This is a genomic window from Actinomyces sp. B33 (genome assembly GCF_028437565.1).
In the GTDB taxonomy this organism is placed as follows: Bacteria; Actinomycetota; Actinomycetes; order Actinomycetales; family Actinomycetaceae; genus Pauljensenia.
Map to the genome: position 1 here is coordinate 69,854 of NZ_JAMRYR010000004.1, position 15,012 is coordinate 84,865.

The following is a 15,012-nucleotide window of genomic DNA, read 5'->3' on the forward strand; positions in this document are numbered from 1 at the left end:
GAGCTCGCGGATCTGCGGGATCGGGTCCTCCAGGGAGGAGCCGGGCCGGGCGCCGGATCGCCGCTGCATAAGATGTGGTGGATATGAAGGCAAAATACTCTGAGGTCTACGATGCCCTCGTCGGGAGGATTTCCCGGATGAACCCGGGCGATCGTCTGGAGAGCGAGGCGCAGTTGGCGTCCTCTTTCAATGTCGCGCCGATGACCGTTCGCCGGGCGCTCATGCTCTTGAGGGACGAGGGACTGACCGTGGCCAGGCCCGGCAGTGGGACCTATGTGGCTCACCCGGGCGCGCGCGAGTCGGCGGACGGCGAGGGGGCCGGAGCGTGCGACTGCCTTCTGCAAGGCGCGCGCCTGGTCGTCGTCCCGGCAGTGGCCCCCCGGTTGGTCTCGATGACGATTGCCGCCGCTCAGCAGGAGGAGAGGGAGCTGTTCGGGTTGGGAGGGGACTCCCTCGTCCTGAGGATCGTGCGGACTCATTGGGCGTCGTCGAGCGTCGATGCCGGTACGGACGCCGTCGGGGCCCGGATTCCCGTGGGGGTGGAGACCTTCTGCGCCGATGCTTCCCGATTCCCGGGAGTCGCCAGTGGGGATCTGTCGTCGGGATCGGTGGAGCAGGCGCTGGTCGAGTCCTACAGGTCGTCGGGCGGCGGGTCTGCGTCGTGCGAGCGCGTGGTGGAAGCCGTCACGGCTGAGGCCGAGCTCTGCGAGAGCCTCGACATTCCTCTGGGGAGCCCCTGCTTGCGCGTGGAGACCTCCATACGTGATTCGCAACGGCTCCTGGTGGCCAGGGGAGCGGTGCTCTTCGACGGGAGCAGGGTCTCGTTCAGGGGGTGATCGCTCGCTGTCATGACGATGCCCTCCTCGTGGGGGGTGCTGGGGGCGACGTTGACATCAGCGCGAAAGCTACCTAGGGTGATACTGATCGCCCTAGGGTGATGTGTGAATGAGTGGAACGGCAAGGACGCGCAATGACTCGGCACGACATCGCATATTCAGTGAGCGGAACCGACGAACGCGGCGCCATCGTCGCCTTGCACGGCGTCACCGACAACGCCGCGTCGCTCTCCGACCTCGCCCGGCACTGGAACCCGCAATGGCGGGTGCACCTCGTCGACACCCTCGGCCACGGGCTCTCGCGCCGATTCACCCGAGAGGAACTCGACGCCCCCTTCGACGCCTGCGCGCGAGCGATCGCCCAGGTCGTCGTCGACGCCGCGCGAACGGCGAAGAAGCGCAAAGTCGTCCTCATCGGCCATTCCCTCGGAGGGGCGATCGCCACGAGGATCGCCTGCGACTACCCGGACCTCGTCGAATGCCTGATCCTCGAGGACCCCGCTCTGCTGACTGGCGAGCAGGCCGATCTCTACAGGCGCGAAGCCTCCGCGCTGGTCACCAGGCAGGACCTCGTGACCTCTCACGTCGGCGACGCCATCGTCGAACTCATGCGGGTCTACCGGAACTGGCCCGCGTCGGAGTACGGGGCCTGGGCCCAGGGGAAGACCCAAGTGGACCGCGACTTCGTCGCCACCGGGGTCGTCGGAATGCGAGGGCGTCATCTCCTCGAGCGGATCGAGGTCCCGACCCTGCTGCTCACCGGCGACGGCGAGGACGTGCTCTTCGGCCCCGACGGCCTGGTCGAGGTCGAGGGCCTCGGGAACCCCCGCATCCAATCCGCTGTCATCGCGAACGCCAGTCACGTCGTCCGACGAGACCAGCCCGAGGCCTTCTACCGAGCGGTCGACGCGTTCCTCGACGAATGCCTGGCGGGAGAAGCGCCCGCCCCCCGCCCCTGGATCGCCGAAGAACTCCTCCCCGTCATCGAGGCGACGCCCGAACAGGACACGGATGATGTCGCCGGCATGCGCGAGGAGGGGGAGAGGCTTCTATCCGCGGTCCGCGCGCCGTCCGGAGTATCCGTCGACATCGCATCCGTCGGGGACGACGGCGAGCCCGTCGAACTGAGGATCCTGCGTCGCGGGGACGACGACCGAGCCGCCGTCCTGTCCATCCACGGCGGCGGGTACGTCGCGGGACGAGCGCGATACGACGACCAGCGCAACGCGGAGCTCATCGACGTCTTCAACGGGGCGGTCGTCGCCTCCCCCGACTACAGGCTCGCCCCGGAGCACCCCTACCCGGCCGCCGTCGACGACTGCCACGCGGCTCTCGTGGAACTCTCCCGACGGACGCGCGGAAAACCCCTGTACGTCTACGGCGACTCGGCCGGAGCCGGACTCGCCCGGCACGTCGCCGAATGGAACATCCGGCATGGCAGCCCCGTGCCGATCGCCGGACTGATCCTGCTCGAGCCCTGCCTGGAACCGCAGATGTCGACGGGGTCGTTCGACACCTACGCCGACGGCCCGATATGGACCCGCGCGGCATCGGAAGGCGCCTGGAGGCACTACATCGGCGCCGCCCCGGACCGCCTCCCGTACGTCCCCTCACGGGACGTCGCCGCCCTGATGCCGCCGACGCTGGTCGTCGTCAACCCCGTCGACCCCCTGCGGGACGAGGGCATACGACTGGCCGGCGAACTCGTCGACGCGGGAGTGCCAACCGAACTCCACATGCTCGCCGGGACGTTCCACGGCGCGCTGTCGGTGCCCGGAACAACGACGTGGGGCCGGGTCCAGCGGATCATCCGCGAATTCATCGCAGCGACGGATACCGGTCACTGAGCGCCCATTCACCCAAAGGAAAACGCACATGAGTAGCAATAACAGATTGTTGCAGGTCGCAGGCTCGGCAGCCCTGGGGGGCTTCCTCTTCGGATTCGACGTCGCCGTCATCAACGGGGCCATCGGCTCGGTGTCCGGCGCCGAAACAGGATTCGGACTGGACGCGTGGGCGACCGGCGTCGTCGTCTCGATCGTCAGTCTTGGAGCGGCGGTCGGCGCCGCCGTAGCCGGAGGCGCGGCGAATCGGCTCGGCCGCGTCAAGGTGATGGTCGCGGCCGCCGTGCTCTTCGCCATCTCCGCACTGATGAGCGGACTGTCCTTCAGCTTCGCCGCCCTCGTCTTCTGGCGCCTGATCGGCGGATTGGGCGTGGGGATCTCGGCGGTGATCGCGCCGGCCTACATCGCGGAGATCACCCCTGCGGACAAGCGCGGCAGATTCGGCACCCTCCAGCAGCTGGCGATCGCCTTCGGCATCTTCGGGGCCTTCATCACGAACTTCCTCCTCGTCAAGGCCACGGGATCGGCCGATGCGGTGGGGTGGTTCGGCCTGCACACCTGGCGGTGGATGTTCATCTCGGAGCTGCTGCCCGCCGTGCTGTACGGGATCTTCGTGATCTTCCTCCCGGAGTCGCCCCGGTACCTCGTCTCGATCGGGAAGGACTCCGCGGCCGAGCGCATCCTCGTGTCCGTCGTCGAGGAGAAGGATCCGAAGGCGCGGATCCGCGAGATTCACGCATCGCTGACGGGTTCGCGCCCTCGATTCAGCGACCTCGTCGACCGCCGGTACGGTCTGCGCCCCGTCGTGTGGGTGGCCCTCGCCTTCGCCTTCCTCATCCAGATGGCGGGCATCAACAACGTCCTGCTGTACGCGACCGATCTGTGGACCACGGTCGGCTTCGAAGGCGACCTGTCCGTGTTCATCCCCGTTCTCACATCCGTCATCGGGATCGTCATGACGTTCCTGGGGATGATGGTCATCGACCGGGTGGGGCGCCGGCCCCTGCTCCTGTGGGGCGCGATCGGGATGTTCGCGGCCATGGTCGTCTCCGCGCTCACCTTCGCCCAAGGCTCGCTGTCCGCCGACGGGGTCCTCAACCTGACGGGCGCCTGGGCGGTGGTGTCCCTCATCAGCGTGCACATGGTCTACATCATCTTCTGCGGGACCTGGGGAGTGGTCCTGTGGGTGTTCCTCGGGGAGGTCTTCCCCAATCAGATCCGAACGGCCGGCCTCGGGCTGGCGACGGCCGGCAACTGGATCGGCGGGACCCTGGTGACCTTCCTCTTCCCGGTGCTCAAGGAGTACTTCGGGCTGTCCGGAACGTACTTCGTGTACGCGTTCGTCGGGGCCCTGCTGATCCTCCTGGTCGTCCGCTACATCCCCGAGACGAAGGGGGTCGAGCTCGAGGAGATGTCGTACAGCACGACGAAGGGCCGCTAGAGGCCCGGTCGTCGACCGCTCGGAAGCCTCCTCGCGGGTTTCGTGGGGAGTGATCGGGGGAGGGCGCGTCGCGCCCTCCCCCGCGTCATCGCCCGATCAGAGGGGTCACGCGGACTCCCCGGCGGCGATCCGGGCCCGCACGTCGTCCATGTCGAGCTCGCGGATCTGCGAGATCAGGTCCTCCAGGGCGGCGCCGGGCAGGGCGCCGGACTGGCGGAAGACCGCGATCCCGTCGCGGAAGGCCATGAGGGTCGGGATCGACGAGATCTGAGCGGCCAGGGCGAGCTGCTGCTCGGCGTCGGTGTCGATCTTTCCGAAGACGATGTCGGGGTGCTTCTTGGAGGCCTCCTCGAAGACGGGGGCGAACTGGCGGCACGGGCCGCACCACGTGGCCCAGAAGTCCACGAGGACGATCGGGTTCTCGGCGACGGTCGTCTCGAAGTTGTCGTTGGTCAGGGTGATGGCGGCCATACGGTCCTCCTGCGGTCGGCGGCCCGGGGTGGCGGGCCTGTCGGTGGGCTCGGCGGCCCCGATGCCCACCTCAACGATGCCCCATCGGGGATCATTCCGCCCGCCGTGTCGATCCTTGCTGTGACCTTGCCCTCCGAGTGCGGCGGGGGCGCGCCGCTGTGCGGCACGCGAGCCCAGGCGAATCGACGTGCCCTCCGAGTGCGGCGGCGGTCCGCTTCCCCCTCCTCCTCCATCGCCCAACCGCCCTCTGGGCGCACGGCGGTCTCGTGGGCGCGCGCCGTGGAACGCCGTGGAACCGGGGCCGACGGGGGTAGCGGGCGGGGAGGGGTCGCGGGTCAGCGGTGGGCGGGGCAGCGGGCGAACGCCGCGTCGCGGTCCCCGCCGCTCCTGAGCGGGTGCGGCTCCCCGTCCTCGCCCTCGGGCGCGGCGTCGGCCGTGCCGGCGGCGGACGATGCGGGGATCCGTGCGGGGTCGACGCCGAGGGCCCGCAGGATGAAGACCTCGACGAGGCCGAGGGACGCCTCGCGCTCGCGGGGGTCTCGCGGCAGGCGCTGGCCGGCGAGGGAGGAGTGGACGAGGGAGACGAGCGCGAGCGCGTTCTGACGGGGGATCGCGCCCTGGTTCATCGCGTCCTCGAGGATCGTCAGGAGGACCCTGCCGATCATGCCGGCGTGGTCGGACAGGTGCTCGGAGTTGGCCGGGGACATCTGCTTGCGCAGGCTGACGCCGGAGACGAGGTGGTAGCGGCTGGTCATCTCCAGGTGGGAGCGCAGGTAGACGCGCAGGCGCTCGATGGGGTCGGGTTCGCCGTCGAGCGCCTGGGAGAGGGCCTGGGTGAACTCGGTGGTCACCTCGCGCATGTACGCGAGCAGGAGGACCTCCTTGTCGGCGAAGTGGTTGTAGACGGCGGTGCGCCCCACGTCGGCGCGCTCGGCGATCTGCGACATGGTGATCGAGTCGAAGGGCTGTTCGGCGAGGAGCTCGCCGAGGGCGTGGAAGAGGCGGCTGCGGGTCAACGCCCGGTGGTCGGCGAGGGTGTCCCCGATGATTTTCGGCATGGGGTCATTCTGACAGATCGGGGGCCGATGTCGTGAAAAGAGTCGTGCGGCCGCCTCGGGGCGGCCGACGGGGCCGTTGCGGCGGGGCCGTTGCGGCGGGGCCGTGTGGGTGCGGACGGGAGGCGCTCCAGCCGGGCGGTCGAAGGTTATCGGGATCCGTCGCGGAGGAGGGAGCACCGGTCGACGACGGCCAGGGCGATGTCGAGGTCGTGACCGATCCAGTCGAGGCCGGCCAGGTCCTCCAGGTCGACCCATCGCAGGTCGCTGTGGGAGTCCCCCCGGGTCGGCGCGGGGGAGTCGGGGGAGACCTCGCACAGCCATACGCCCATGCGCCTGCCCTGGAGGATCGGCCACCATCGTCCGTCGGGGGCGTCGACGCGCGGGCCGATGACGAGGTCGGCGCCGAGCTCTTCGCGGATCTCCCTGGCGAGGGCGTCGAGGGGGTCCTCGCCGTCCTCGATCTTGCCGCCGGGCAGTTCGAAGCGCCCGGCGAGGTCGGCCGGGTAGGCGCGTGCGGCGCACAGGAGGCGGGAGGGGCGGGCGAGGGAGTCGACGATGGCGGCGGCGACGACGGGGCGGGGGCTCATCCGGGCATCATACGGGCCCGGGATGCCCGTTCTGCTCGCGCTCACCCTGTTCCGGTTCTCCAGCGTCGAGGGCGTGCCGCGTCGATCCGAGTGCGATGGGTTGAGGGAGCCGCGTCGATCCGAGAGCGATGGGAGATGGCTGATGGCCGATGGGCGGGGGTGCGGGTCGGGGCGTGGTGATCGGCGGTTCTCCGCGGTTTCCCGGTCCACTTGGACGAGGCGGACCGGTGCGGGTATGATCGAGGCGTTCCAACGAACTGCGGGCGTAGTTCATCGGTAGAATGAAAGCTTCCCAAGCTTTAGAGGCGGGTTCGACTCCCGTCGCCCGCTCCACTTATGACGTCGATCATGATGCTCGTGACGTTGACGACGTACCGTGGAACGTGATAGATCCCCGATCAGCCGAGTGTCGCCAACCTGATGGCCGAGTACATCTAGGCGCGTCCCCCCAGGGCCGAGGATCTGCCGTGGCTGGCCCCGGACAGAGATGGGTTCGGGGCTGCTCAGCGGCCATTTCACAGGAAACCCCGCGACGACGGCAAAGTCGGTCTAGTGTCTGACTCGTGACCACTCCACCGATGTCTCCAGCCGCCCATGCGGTCTCGTCCATCGCCTCCGATGCGGTGATCGAGGTCCAAGGACTGACCAAGCGCTATGACGGTCGGGCGGTCGTTGACGACGTGTCCTTCACCGTCCACCCCGGCCTCGTGACGGGCTTTCTCGGGCCGAACGGCGCGGGCAAGTCAACGACGATGAAGATGATTCTGGGGTTGGTCAGTCCTACGAGCGGGCATGCGCTCATCAGCAAGCAGGACTTCCGGGACCTCGCCAATCCGGCAGCCAGCATCGGCGCCTTGCTCGACCCCAACGCGGTCCAGGGCTTCCGGACGGGGACCCAGCATCTGATGTGGCAGGCCCGCGCAGCGGGCATCGCGCCGACCGCGGTCAAGGAGAAGCTCGACCTGGTCGGGCTCTCCGACGCGGCGGACCGCAAGGTGAGCGGCTACTCACTGGGGATGCGTCAGCGACTCGCCCTCGCAGGCGCGCTGCTAGCTGACCCAGCGATCCTGATCCTGGACGAGCCGATCAACGGTCTCGACCCCGAGGGCATCCTGTGGATGCGCCAGACCCTCAAGAGACTCGCGGCAGAGGGGCGCACCGTCTTCGTCTCCAGCCACCTGATGGACGAGATGGAGCGAACGGCCGACCGGGTCATCATCATCGACCGCGGCCGTCTGATCGAGGACGTCACGCTCTCCCAGCTGACCACGCAGTCCGTCAACCATCGCGTCAGCGTGCGAAGTGGTGACGACGAGGCGCTGGCCGCCGCGCTATCGAAGGCGTCGGGGAAGGTGGAGCGCGACGAAACCGGTATGGTCGTGACCGGCCTGACCCCGGAGCAGATCGGCCGGCTCGCCCTCGAGGCGCGGGTCCCGCTCGAACGCCTGCACGCTAAAGAAACAACCCTGGAGAACGCCTTCCTCCAGATCACCCGAATGGCCGAGAACGAGTCTGGAGCTACCCGATGAGCAACGTGGTTACCGGTCGCGCCGCCCTCTCGTCGGCGATCTCGGGTGAGTGGGCAAAGGCCCGCACGTGGCCGGTCGGCCGCATCATCGTCATCCTGGCCATCGTCGGCGCCATCCTGGGCAGCGTCGCGTTCGAGGCGACCGTGCCCCTGACGATGGGCAAGTCCCTCGCGCAGCTGACCGACCGTCAGCGCGTCGAGGTTTCTCTGCTTGGTGTCGATGTCGCCAACATCGTCTGCCTGGTCGCCGCCATCTTGTTCGTGTCGAACGAGAACTCCAGCAACCTGGTCCAGGTGACCGCCCGGCTCACGCCGGTCCGAAAGCGGGTCGTCATGGCCAAGCTGCTTGTCGTGCTCGCCATCTCGGCCGTGGTCTCCGTGGTCGCGACGGTGCTGGCCCACGCCGCTGGCATGATCACGGTCGCGCTGGCGGGGGCACCGGTTCCGGCCCTCACCGGCCGCACCGTGCTGACGCTGCTCGCCGTGATGCTCATGATCCCCGTCCACGCGGTGCTCGCCGTCGCGATCGCGTACCAGACGCGCAGCGGCCTCATCGCCTTCCTCCTGGTCTTCCTGATCATGTGTCTTCCCTCGCTGGTGGGCGTCCTCCCCGCCGCCGTTGACAGGGCTGCCCAGTTCGTGCTCATCACCCCGGCACTGCACACGATGTCGGGCATCGCCACCCCCGGTGAGAAGGACTTCACCAACCCCTTAGCGGCCGTCGGCGTGCTTCTTGCGTGGACGGCCATCCCGATCTCCATTGCCATTGTTGCGTTCCGCCGCCGCGACATTTAGCCCCGCAAGGGACAATGCACAAATGACCGGGGCCTTTCATTTCCTAGGAAGCTCATGGTTAAGCGCTGGCTCAGTACGACGAACAAGTCGAGCTGCTTCAAGAACGCGGTTTAACCGTCACTGACACCGCATCAGCAGCCGAGTTCCTATCTCGCGTGAACTACTACCGACTCTCGGGATATTTCCTTTACTGGCAAGTTGACCCAATGGCCGTTCGTGCAGCGATACGCGCGCGGTGGGGACAGTCCTTTTAGCGAGGCGCGTCATCGCGGGAAGACTCGTGTCGGGACACGTGGACTGCGGCACGGCTGCTGCGCCGATTCTTCATCCGGACGCCCGCCTGGGGCCGGAGCCCTCGCTCACGCCGATCCCGGACGCTCCCCTCACGCGCCCATCGACGATGGGAGCGGTCGAGACCCCCTGGTTCTTCCCTGACCCCTCCCCTGAGGAGCCGTCGACCCCGGCCCCGTCCCCCGGGTGTTTCCCGATCAGGGTGACGTGGAATACCCCGGTGCCAGGAGGGCAGGGGGATGATCCGACCGACCGGGTGGGACTACGATCCTCGTCGTCCACACCGCGGGGCGCCGGTCGCCGGCCCCCGACGACAACGATGATCCCGCGCTCGGCGGGGGAAGGCGCCCACTGGCAACGATGAACTCCACACCGGACTACATGAAGCACGTCCTCGCCGTTTTCGGGGCGTACCTGGCGATCACCGTCGCGGGGCTCCTCTACGTGAGCAGGGTCAGGGGGATCCGTTACGGCGAACCCGGTTTCGTCGAGGCGATGGTCCCCTTCCTCCTCGTCCTCGTGGTCTTCGCCATCGCCTCCTTCCTCGTCTACACGAAGAAGCGGCCCACGCGCTTCACCGTGCCGACGAACTACCTCTACTACGCGCTCATGCTCGTGCCCCTCCTGGGGGTCCTCGCCTACTACTGGTCGATGCGTTTCACCCCGACTGCCGCATTCCTCCTGCCGCTCGTGGGAACCGCGTGCGTCGGCGTCGGAGAGGAACTCGTCGTGCGCGGCATGCTCCTCAAGGAGTTCCTGCGCAAGCACTCGGCCCTCCGCTCCGCCCTGATCTCCGGACTGATCTTCGGCGCCGCCCACGCGATCAACATCCTCGGCGGGTCGCCGCTGCGCCTGGTCGCCACCCAGCTCGTCTCGACCACCGTCGTCGGCGTCTGCTACGGCCTCTTGTACGCGAGGACCCAGAACATCGTCCTGCTGGCCGTCGAGCACGCCCTGTGGGACTACATCATGCTCAGCGGAGCCACCAAGGAGATCCCGGTACTCGGCCTCATCATGGTCGGCCTTCTCGCGCTGCGCCTGATCCTCACCTTCGTCCTGGCGTTCGACCTCAAGAGGACCGCCGGCCCGGTCCTCGTCGACGCCGCCTGAGCGGAGCGGCCATCGGCCCGCCCGCGACCCGAGCCGGCCCCGACGACGAACCCCTCCTCGTCGTCGGGGCCGACCCGTCGCAGGGCGGGCTGTCCCCCTCGCGCGCAGGAAGCAGTCGCCTCCCTGATTTGACCCTGGCAATTCCCTGAAAGACCTGGGAATCCTCTGGACCTGTTCCTACGCTGGCCCCACAGGCCCGTTGGATCACAGGAGAGCGACATTATGGCCATTCGAGTACGAGCCGCCGGCGTCCTCAACGCCATCAAGATCCTCCTGCTGGCGGTCATCGCCATCGCCTTCGTCAAATTCGCGTTCTTCCCCGCCTCCTCGGACGACTCGGCCGCCCAATCCCTCGACCCGAGCGCCTCCTACACCCAGCTCACCGTCATGCCCGCCCGAGGCGACATCACCAACACCCTGTCCCTCCAGGGCACGATCGAGGCCGACGAGGCCAGCACCGCCAAGGCCACGCTCGACGGGGAGATCAGCTACATCTACGTCGGCGACGGCGCCGTCGTCGCCAGCGGCGACCCCCTCGTCGAGATCCGCAAGGAGATGCCCGGCGAGGACCGGGAGGTCACCGACCCCGACGGCAACGTCTCCATCGTCCCCGGCAAGCCCTGGTACTCCTACGCGACCGTCCACGCCCCCGCGTCCGGCACCCTGCGCCTGAGCGCCCTCGTCGGCCAGCGCTTCGCCATCGGCGACGCCGTCGCCACCGTCCAGCCCCCGACCTACTCCGCGGTCGCCACGCTCACCTCCGATCAGATGTACCGGATGCAGACGCCTCCCCAGACGGCGACGATCACCGTCAAGAACGGCCCCGCGCCCTTCGAGTGCACGAACGTGGAGATCCTCACCCCCACGACCCCGTCCTCGACGCCGGAGCCCGCCCAGCCCGGACGCGCGCCGTCCTCGTCGTCCTCATCGTCGGCGACCGCGTCCTCCATCCGCGCCCGCTGCTCCATCCCCGCCGATCAGACGGTCTTCGTCGGCCTGCAGGTCACCGTCGACCTCGTCGCCGGCGAGGCCACCGGGGCCCTCCTCGTCCCCGCCTCGGCCGTCGAAGGGCGCTACCAGCACGGCTACGTGTACGCCGTCGGCGACGACCCCGCGAAGCCCGTGAAGACCGCCGTCGAACTCGGGCTGACCGACGGCAAGCAGGTCGAGGTCCTCTCCGGCATCGACGAATCCACCGAGATCCTCGAGTACACGCCCAACGCCGAGGCCGAGCGCGACGCCCAGGGGACCGGCGACGCGATCGCGTTCGGCGACGAGTCGGCGTCGGCGGAATGACATGGCGCTCATCGAACTGGCGGGAGTGACCCGCACCGTCGTCCTCCCCAACGGGCAGGACCTCCACATCCTGCGGGGCGTCGACCTGAGCCTCGACGAGGGCGACCACGTGTCCATCGTCGGACGATCCGGCACCGGCAAATCGACGATGCTCAACATCATCGGCATGCTCGACAAGCCGACCTCGGGGACCTACACTGTCGACGGCGCCGACGCGGTCCACCTGAGCGAGGGCCGCCGGGCGAGGATGCGCGGAGACTCCTTCGGATTCGTCTTCCAGCAGTTCAACCTCCTCCCGACGCGCACCGCCCTGGAGAACGTCGAGGTCCCGCTCCTGTACGCGTCCGGCACCGACTTCTGGCTGCGCAAGCACCTCGCCCGGCGCATGCTCGAGCGCGTCGGCCTGGGCGACCGCACCGACTCCTACCCCGCGCAGATGTCCGGCGGCGAGCAGCAGCGCATCGCCATCGCCCGCGCCCTCGTGCGCAAGCCCCGGACGATCCTCGCCGACGAGCCGACCGGCGCCCTCGACCCCGACACCGGCCGTCTCGTCATGGGGCTCCTCGAAGAGGTCGCCGCCGAATCGCGCGCCGCCCTCGTCGTCATCACCCACGACGCCGCCGTCGCCGCCCGCGCCGATCGGGTCCTCCACCTCAGCGAGGGCCGGCTCCACGAGGAGGTCGACGCATGAACGCCCTCAATCAGATCATCGGCGCCCTCGTCGAGGCGTGGGGCGAGGTCAAGGGGCAGAAGTCCCGCGTCGTCCTCTCCCTCGTCGGCGTCGTCGCCGCCGTGGCCGCCATGACCACCGTCATCGCCCTGGGCGACCTCATGCTCCAGTCCGCCAAGGAGCTCACGGAGTCCCAGCTCGGGCGGGCGACGACCCTGCACGTCGCCGTCTCCCATGACCAGTCGGCCTCGTCCGGGGAGCAGGGCGGAGGCGGCTCGATGACCTATGTCGGGGGCCCCGCCGGCCCCGTGTGGATCGAGACCCCCGAAGCGAAGGCCTCGGACGAGGCGACCACGGACGCCGGGTGGTCGGCGGCCGCCAGCGGCATCATCAACGACCCCGTCGGCGCCGCGATGGCCGCGGTCGCCGACCGCTTCGCGATCCCCTACTGGTCGAGGATGGAGAACGGGGGCGTGGAGTTCACCGAGCTGATCCAGGCGCAGAACTCCGGGACGTTCCGGGGCCTGCCGGTCGAGGTGCCGCAATGGGGGTGGGAGACCCCGTCCATCAAGGCGGTGGACCCCGCGTACTCGACGCTCTTCCGCATCGAGCCGTCCCAGGGCCGATGGATCGCCGCATCGGACGTCGACCAGAGGGTCGTCCCCGTCGTCGTCAACTCGAACCTGTGGGGGCTCATGGGGCGCGCCCCCATCGACGCCGAGCCGATCGTCCTGACGGCCAACGACGGGTCGGGGACGCTCTTCCGCGTCGTCGGCGTCGTCGAGGCCGCGTCGCGCTGGGAGTCGCCGACCGCCTACGTCGACTACACGACGTGGCAGCTCGTCAAGCCGAGCGCGGAGGACGCGGGGTCGTCGAGCTCGGCGGAGATGCTCGTGTGGGTCGGCGAGGACCAGGCCGACCAGGCCCGGCGCGACGTGCCGCGCGCAGTGGCGGCGGTCCTCGGCCAGGGCTGGAAGGCGAAGGTCTACGGCGGCGAGAAGGACGAGACGACCCAGGGGGCGTTGGAGTCGGTCCAGCGCGGGATCATGATCGCCGGCGGCGTCGTCATCTTCCTGGGGGCCCTGGGCCTGCTCAACGTCGCGATCGTCACCGTGCGACAGCGGGTCCGCGAGATCGGCATCCGACGGGCCATGGGGGCATCGGCGAGGCGCGTCTTCTTCGCGGTGTTCCTCGAATCCGTCGTCGCGACCTTCGTCGCCGGCGTCCTGGGCGTGGGGATCGCGATCCTCGTGATCCGTTTCATGCCCCTGGAATCGCTCGAGATTTACCTGCAGGACAAGCCGGCGTTCCCCGTCGGAGCGGCGGCCGCGGGCGTCGCGATCTCGACGGCGATCGGCGCGTTGTGCGGCATCATCCCGGCGTTCGCCGCGGTCAAGATCAAGCCGATCGACGCGATCCGCTACTGAGCCTTCGACACGCGGGACCCGCTCGTACTCGTTGGCGGCCTCGCCGGCGCGATCGGCTGCCGATCCCCTCGAAGCGCGGGTGCGTCCGGTCGCAGAACCGGGCCGGGCGACAGCGAGCTCCCCGGGGATCGGGGCGCCCGGGCGGGATCGGGGACGCGCCTGCGGTCGTGCGGCGAGGGAATCGTCCGTCCGCGCCGAGGGCGTCGTCCGCGCGCAGCCGGTGATGAAGGGCTCGGTGTCGGAATCGCCCGCGCGGGCCGGGGGAGTGGGCTTTCGAGGCCGAGAAGAAGGCTCGTCGTCCGAGTCGCCCGCGCGGGGGCGGTGTCGAACATGCCGGCAACCGACGGGTACCGTGCCGAGTCACCCGCGCTCGCCGGGGGCGTCGGAGCGCCCCGGCAGGGTGATGAGCCCGGCCGGGTCCTCGGCGACGAGTCCGTCGGCGACGAGGGAGGCGAGGACCCTCGGGGCCTGCGCGGGATCGGCGTCGGGCAGCGTCGCGGCCCGCAGCGCCTCCTCACGGCTCAGGCCGATCGGCTGGCCTGCGGCCGGGCCGGGGACCCGGGACAGGCCGGTCGCGCTCGCGGCCTCGGAGGACTGCGATGGCGGAGAGGCTGAACGCCCCTTCTCTTCCGACGGTCGCGCCGGCGGCACCGAGGACGCCCGGTTCTCCTCGTGGAGGCCGCGCAGGGCCGCGAGGACCCTGCCCCGGGCCTGGCGGTCCGTGCCCGCCCACGCCTGACCGCGCGGGCGGGTGGGCGCCTCGGGGAATCCGGCGGTTGCCCACGCGCAGCGCCCGCGCAGGACGCAGCCGTCGCACGAGGGGGAGCGCTGGGTGCACACGAGCGCGCCGAACTCCATGACCGCCACATTCCACCGCGCGGCATCCGCTCCGTCGACGGGCAGGAGCGCGGCGGCCCGCGCGGTCTCCGTCCTCGTCGGAGCGGACTTCGGGGCGAACTGCGCGCCGTCGAGGACGCGCGCGAGGACTCGGCGGACGTTCGTATCGAGGACGGGCAGGCGCGCGTGGAACTGGAAGGAGGCCAGGGCCGAGGCCGTGTACGGGCCGATCCCGGGCAGGGCGAGGAGCTCCTCGTAGTCGGCGGGGACTCGGCCGCCGGGCCTGGCGGCGATGGCGATCGCGCAGTCGCGCAGGCGCAGGGCGCGCGACGGGTAGCCCAGTCGCCCCCATTCGACGAGGACGTCGGCGGGGGAGGCGGCGGCGAGGTCGGCGGGCTCGGGCCACAGCCGCATCCAGCGCTCCCAGACGGGCTGGACCCGGGGGATGGGGGTCTGCTGGCTCATGACCTCGAAGACGAGGGTGGCCCACGGGGCGACGTCGGGGCGGCGCATCGGCAGGTCGCGGCCGTATGCGGCGTACCAGTCGAGAAGGGCCTCTCGCAGGTCGTCGGGCGCGCGGGTCATGGCGGTCAGCGTATCGGCAGGCGCCCGGCGCGGCGATCCGAGCGATCGCCGCGCATCGGTGCGAAGCCGCGGTCGCCGCCGCAGGATCGGCGGCATCGGGCCTGGGCGTCGAGCGGCTCCCGTCCGCCTCTCGATCGGCGGGCCCTCGGGTGTGATCGGCAGCATGTTTGGCAGAAAACTGTTCATAAGCCCTGAGATGCCTGTACCGTCGTTGACGATCGGGCGCCGGAACAGCG

General features: G+C 69.6%; 13 protein-coding genes and 1 tRNA gene. 10 read left to right on the forward strand and 4 right to left on the reverse strand.

Translation table 11 applies throughout. The features are described 5' to 3' along the window. Positions 1-83 precede the first annotated feature (83 nt). The 3 genes from M3T53_RS06910 (at position 84) to M3T53_RS06920 (ending at position 4,121) form a co-directional block, all read left to right on the forward strand. Positions 84-836: a GntR family transcriptional regulator gene (locus M3T53_RS06910; protein WP_272433773.1), complete on the forward strand. Its 753-nt coding sequence runs from the start codon at positions 84-86 to the stop codon at positions 834-836. Positions 837-997: 161 nt separating this feature from the next. Further along, positions 998-2,683 carry an alpha/beta fold hydrolase gene (locus M3T53_RS06915; protein WP_272433774.1) on the forward strand — a complete coding sequence of 562 codons (1,686 nt, stop codon included), beginning with the start codon at positions 998-1,000 and terminating at the stop codon, positions 2,681-2,683. A 28-nt stretch (positions 2,684-2,711) separates the two neighbouring features. Further along, positions 2,712-4,121 (forward strand): sugar porter family MFS transporter, encoded by a 1,410-nt coding sequence (locus M3T53_RS06920; protein WP_442866937.1) that lies wholly within the window; start codon positions 2,712-2,714, stop codon positions 4,119-4,121. A 105-nt stretch (positions 4,122-4,226) separates the two neighbouring features. Here M3T53_RS06920 and trxA read toward each other — a convergent pair whose 3' ends face one another. From trxA to M3T53_RS06935, 3 genes are all read right to left on the reverse strand, one after another. Continuing rightward, complete coding sequence (gene trxA / locus M3T53_RS06925) at positions 4,227-4,592, reverse strand: thioredoxin (RefSeq protein ID WP_272433775.1); 366 nt, start codon at positions 4,590-4,592, stop codon at positions 4,227-4,229. A gap of 335 nt (positions 4,593-4,927) precedes the next feature. Beyond that, positions 4,928-5,650 (reverse strand): TetR/AcrR family transcriptional regulator, encoded by a 723-nt coding sequence (locus M3T53_RS06930; protein WP_272433776.1) that lies wholly within the window; start codon positions 5,648-5,650, stop codon positions 4,928-4,930. Positions 5,651-5,796: 146 nt separating this feature from the next. Next, positions 5,797-6,237 (reverse strand): (deoxy)nucleoside triphosphate pyrophosphohydrolase, encoded by a 441-nt coding sequence (locus M3T53_RS06935; RefSeq protein ID WP_272433777.1) that lies wholly within the window; start codon positions 6,235-6,237, stop codon positions 5,797-5,799. 259 nt (positions 6,238-6,496) lie between these two features. Between M3T53_RS06935 and M3T53_RS06940 the strand changes: the two genes are divergently transcribed. The 7 genes from M3T53_RS06940 (at position 6,497) to M3T53_RS06970 (ending at position 13,354) form a co-directional block, all read left to right on the forward strand. Then, a tRNA-Gly gene (locus M3T53_RS06940) sits at positions 6,497-6,570 on the forward strand. 230 nt (positions 6,571-6,800) lie between these two features. Next, positions 6,801-7,766, forward strand: coding sequence for an ABC transporter ATP-binding protein (locus tag M3T53_RS06945; protein ID WP_272433778.1), 966 nt, complete (start codon positions 6,801-6,803; stop codon positions 7,764-7,766). Continuing rightward, positions 7,763-8,560, forward strand: a complete 798-nt coding sequence (locus M3T53_RS06950; RefSeq protein WP_272433779.1) for an ABC transporter permease — start codon at positions 7,763-7,765, stop codon at positions 8,558-8,560. The genes M3T53_RS06945 and M3T53_RS06950 overlap by 4 nt, the downstream gene beginning before the upstream one ends. Positions 8,561-9,211: 651 nt before the next feature. Continuing rightward, positions 9,212-9,961: a CPBP family intramembrane glutamic endopeptidase gene (locus M3T53_RS06955; RefSeq protein WP_272433780.1), complete on the forward strand. Its 750-nt coding sequence runs from the start codon at positions 9,212-9,214 to the stop codon at positions 9,959-9,961. Between the two features lie 222 nt (positions 9,962-10,183). Beyond that, a complete protein-coding gene (locus M3T53_RS06960; protein ID WP_272433781.1) occupies positions 10,184-11,257 on the forward strand; it encodes an efflux RND transporter periplasmic adaptor subunit in 1,074 nt (357 codons plus the stop codon). Position 11,258: 1 nt separating this feature from the next. After that, positions 11,259-11,948, forward strand: a complete 690-nt coding sequence (locus M3T53_RS06965; protein ID WP_272433782.1) for an ABC transporter ATP-binding protein — start codon at positions 11,259-11,261, stop codon at positions 11,946-11,948. Continuing rightward, a complete protein-coding gene (locus tag M3T53_RS06970; RefSeq protein WP_272433783.1) occupies positions 11,945-13,354 on the forward strand; it encodes an ABC transporter permease in 1,410 nt (469 codons plus the stop codon). The genes M3T53_RS06965 and M3T53_RS06970 overlap by 4 nt, the downstream gene beginning before the upstream one ends. A 360-nt stretch (positions 13,355-13,714) precedes the next feature. Here M3T53_RS06970 and M3T53_RS06975 read toward each other — a convergent pair whose 3' ends face one another. Then, positions 13,715-14,776, reverse strand: a complete 1,062-nt coding sequence (locus tag M3T53_RS06975) for an A/G-specific adenine glycosylase (protein WP_442866938.1) — start codon at positions 14,774-14,776, stop codon at positions 13,715-13,717. Positions 14,777-15,012 lie beyond the last annotated feature (236 nt).

Coding starts and splice junctions, on each gene's coding strand:
- M3T53_RS06910 (WP_272433773.1), top strand. CDS start 84: ATGAAGGCAAAATACTCTGAGGTCTACGATGCCCTCGTCGGGAGGATT.
- M3T53_RS06920 (WP_442866937.1), top strand. CDS start 2,712: ATGAGTAGCAATAACAGATTGTTGCAGGTCGCAGGCTCGGCAGCCCTG.
- trxA (WP_272433775.1), bottom strand. CDS start 4,592: ATGGCCGCCATCACCCTGACCAACGACAACTTCGAGACGACCGTCGCC.
- M3T53_RS06930 (WP_272433776.1), bottom strand. CDS start 5,650: ATGCCGAAAATCATCGGGGACACCCTCGCCGACCACCGGGCGTTGACC.
- M3T53_RS06935 (WP_272433777.1), bottom strand. CDS start 6,237: ATGAGCCCCCGCCCCGTCGTCGCCGCCGCCATCGTCGACTCCCTCGCC.
- M3T53_RS06950 (WP_272433779.1), top strand. CDS start 7,763: ATGAGCAACGTGGTTACCGGTCGCGCCGCCCTCTCGTCGGCGATCTCG.
- M3T53_RS06955 (WP_272433780.1), top strand. CDS start 9,212: ATGAACTCCACACCGGACTACATGAAGCACGTCCTCGCCGTTTTCGGG.
- M3T53_RS06960 (WP_272433781.1), top strand. CDS start 10,184: ATGGCCATTCGAGTACGAGCCGCCGGCGTCCTCAACGCCATCAAGATC.
- M3T53_RS06965 (WP_272433782.1), top strand. CDS start 11,259: ATGGCGCTCATCGAACTGGCGGGAGTGACCCGCACCGTCGTCCTCCCC.
- M3T53_RS06970 (WP_272433783.1), top strand. CDS start 11,945: ATGAACGCCCTCAATCAGATCATCGGCGCCCTCGTCGAGGCGTGGGGC.
- M3T53_RS06975 (WP_442866938.1), bottom strand. CDS start 14,776: ATGACCCGCGCGCCCGACGACCTGCGAGAGGCCCTTCTCGACTGGTAC.